This is a genomic window from Pseudoalteromonas sp. SG41-5 (genome assembly GCF_014164495.1).
GTDB lineage: Bacteria > Pseudomonadota > Gammaproteobacteria > Enterobacterales > Alteromonadaceae > Pseudoalteromonas > Pseudoalteromonas rhizosphaerae.
Genome location: NZ_JACJFH010000192.1, coordinates 1 through 2,991 on the forward strand (window position 1 = coordinate 1; position 2,991 = coordinate 2,991).

4 protein-coding genes are annotated in these 2,991 nt (G+C 41.1%); 1 reads left to right on the forward strand and 3 read right to left on the reverse strand.

Features of this window, described 5'->3' with window-relative positions; all coding sequences use genetic code 11:
* The 3 genes from H5232_RS22765 to H5232_RS22775 form a co-directional block, all read right to left on the reverse strand.
* The coding region (locus H5232_RS22765) for a DUF4331 family protein (protein ID WP_182831581.1) at positions 1-168 on the reverse strand (168 nt) is incomplete at its 3' end.
* Between the two features lie 174 nt (positions 169-342).
* A complete protein-coding gene (locus H5232_RS22770; protein ID WP_182831582.1) occupies positions 343-1,032 on the reverse strand; it encodes an anti-sigma factor domain-containing protein in 690 nt (229 codons plus the stop codon).
* Positions 1,029-1,568, reverse strand: a complete 540-nt coding sequence (locus H5232_RS22775; protein WP_182717590.1) for a sigma-70 family RNA polymerase sigma factor — start codon at positions 1,566-1,568, stop codon at positions 1,029-1,031. The genes H5232_RS22770 and H5232_RS22775 overlap by 4 nt, the downstream gene beginning before the upstream one ends.
* Before the next feature lie 363 nt (positions 1,569-1,931).
* Between H5232_RS22775 and H5232_RS22780 the strand changes: the two genes are divergently transcribed.
* Positions 1,932-2,933, forward strand: coding sequence for a branched-chain amino acid aminotransferase (locus H5232_RS22780; protein ID WP_182717589.1), 1,002 nt, complete (start codon positions 1,932-1,934; stop codon positions 2,931-2,933).
* Positions 2,934-2,991 lie beyond the last annotated feature (58 nt).

The window sequence follows — 2,991 nt, forward strand, 5'->3', positions numbered from 1 at the left end:
ATCACCACGGCCTTGTTCATAACTGTTAAATGCATAAAAATCTGTTGAATCTAAAGTCGGGAAGCGACTGATATTTGGAGCTTCACGGTGACTTGACGCCTCTGATGGGACGCTTACTAAGGTACTACATACTACAACTGCTAATATTGAGGGAGTTAAAGCTTTCATGACTTTGTCCTTTAGTTTTAGATAGTGGTCACTACTAATACGCAAAGCAATTACCATTGGATGCAATAAAAAGTAAAAAATATTAATGGAATGTATATTTAAAATTACCTCGTTGAATTTAATGGAATAAAGGACCAGCTTTTGCTGGCTTTTTAGTGCGTGTTGTTGGTTTACTTACAGTGAAATTAACTCAGTTGTGTACAGTACTTCGGTGGGAGAGCCTGTTGGTGAGCCTCCAATAGGTTCTAAACTTATGGCAAGTAATGCGATATCTTGCGCGTTGAAACGTGAGTCTTTTAATAGCGATTTAACGCCATCTTTTGGTAAAAGGCCCAACGAAATAGGTGCATCTTGACCTTTTAATATCATCCACAGTTCATAATCCTTATCAGTTCTGGCGGTCAATTTGTCGCTGGCTTTTATTGATAAACCTTGTTCGTTGATATCGATAAACCATAATGGTTTTTCGCTGGCATCTTTAAACAGCGCAATTTGCTGAGTGTTTTGCCCGACAGGCGTTTGTGGCTGCCAAATAATCAAAGCTAATACGATACTTGCTGCGGTAGCAATTAACGACCACGCTTGCCAAATACTTGTTTTAGGTTGAATAACATTGTTTGGTACCACTGCTTGCTGTGGGTCAATACGCTGTGAAATTGCTTCCCAAACGTGGCTATCAGGCGGCACAGATTTAATTGAGCTGGCTAAATTATTTAAATGTTGCTCCCACATCCAGGTTGCTTCTCGAACACGATTTGATGAGAGCATTAAACGTTGAAAGCGTTTACGAGCAGAGCCTTTTAAGGTCCCTAACACGTATTCAGCCGCCAACATATCGATAAGTTTTTGATTGTCATAATTCATAACGTTAAGCACCTTTGCAACTGTTGCAGGCCGCGTCTGATCCAGCTTTTTACTGTGCCAAGCGGAGTATCAATATGATCAACTAACTCACTGTGAGTCAAGCCTTTGTAGTAGGCTAAGTGGATCGCTTGTTTTTGCTGTTCATCTAGTTGCTCTATACAATCAACGAGTTTACTTTTATCTTCGTAATCAATAGCTAAAGGTGAGTCAGTTAAATCATCTGAGATTGCAGAGTCGTCATCTAAGGATTGCTCTTTACGCACTTTGTGATAGCGCAAAGAGTCTAAGCTACGATAACGAACAATGCTGATCATCCAGCTGATCACTGTGCCTTTGGTTACTTGATAATCAGATGCATTGTGCCAAATTTTCACAAATGCATCTTGCAGCGCTTCCTCGGCATGAGCACGATTGCCTAACATTTTTAAGCTGATCGCAAACAGCTTTGCGCTTGTGGCATTATACAATTTAGCAAATGCCTGTTTATTGCCCTGCGCGGTTGCACTTAGTAGGGGTAATAATTCGTCGGTTTCCATAGAGTTCCTATTATTATTGTCAGTTAGTAAACGTATGATGATGTAAAATGGATGCAAAAAACCAACTAAATGATGGGTGCTTATCATTATTTTCATGCTTTTCCACCAGTTAGCCTAGCAGTAAAATACGGCTTATCAAGTTGCGGAGATCAGTTTTATATCTGAGACTGCAGTCCTACATTCATCGTTTAGAGAGCTGGAAATGACGCCGCAAAGCAGAATAATAGGACCTACCAAAGTTAAATACTGACGAAATTGCAAAAAATCCTGTTACTTCCAATAAATGCCTTGTTTTAGTTATGGTTAAACAGTGCATGAATGTCATACAATGGGGTAAAAGTAGACCACATAAGAGAGATTAAAATGGCCGCATTCGGTACCGTATTTATGCCGCAGATGATTCAAGCACGTTTTACTGATAACGCTTGGAGCGAAAGCTCTGTTGTTCCGTCAGATAAAATTGAACTTCATGCTGGTGCACATGTTCTTCACTATTCAAGTACATGTTTTGAGGGGTTAAAAGCATTTCGCCATGAAGACGGCTCAGTCTATATTTTCCGCATGGACGCTAACATTGCCCGCATGAAACAAAGCTCGCATTTATTAAGCTTACCTGAAGTTGATGGAGCCAAGCTTGAAAAAATGATCATTGATATTGTCCGCCAGTATGCTGATGAAACGCCGTTACCACCGGGCTCTATGTATATTCGTCCAACTCATATCGGTACTGAAGCTGCCATTGGTAAAGCGGCTGTGCCGTCATTAAGTTCATTATTGTATGTGCTATTATCACCTGTGGGTGATTACTTTGCTGGTGGCGCGACTGCGTTGCGAGTATTACTAGAAGAAGATGGTATGCGCTGTGCCCCGCACATGGGTATGATCAAAAGTGGTGGTAACTACGCTAGTGCATTAGCACCCATTACGGCAGCACGCTTGCAACATCAAGCCGACCAAATTCTATTCTGCCCAGGCGGTGATGTACAAGAAACTGGTGCCGCAAACTTTATTTTAATTGATGGTAATGAAATTATTACTAAAGCGCTAGACAGCACCTTTTTACATGGCGTGACGCGCAGCAGTATTTTAACCATCGCTAAAGATTTAGGTATGACAGTATCCGAGCGCAATTTTACAGTCACTGAATTACTTGAGCGTGCTGCAAAACCGGGTACTGAAGCTGCTTTATCTGGCACTGCTGCGGTATTAACCCCAGTGGGTACTTTTATTCATAATGATAAAGAATACAAAGTGGGCAGTGGTGAAGCAGGGCCAACGACAATGCGTTTGCGCCAAGCCTTGAACGATATTCAATGGGGTAAAGCACCAGACACCCATGGCTGGTTAACCAAAATCGACGTGTAAAGTTAAACGATATGTTTTTACAAAAAAGCCTAGGTTATTTATAACCTAGGCTTTTTTA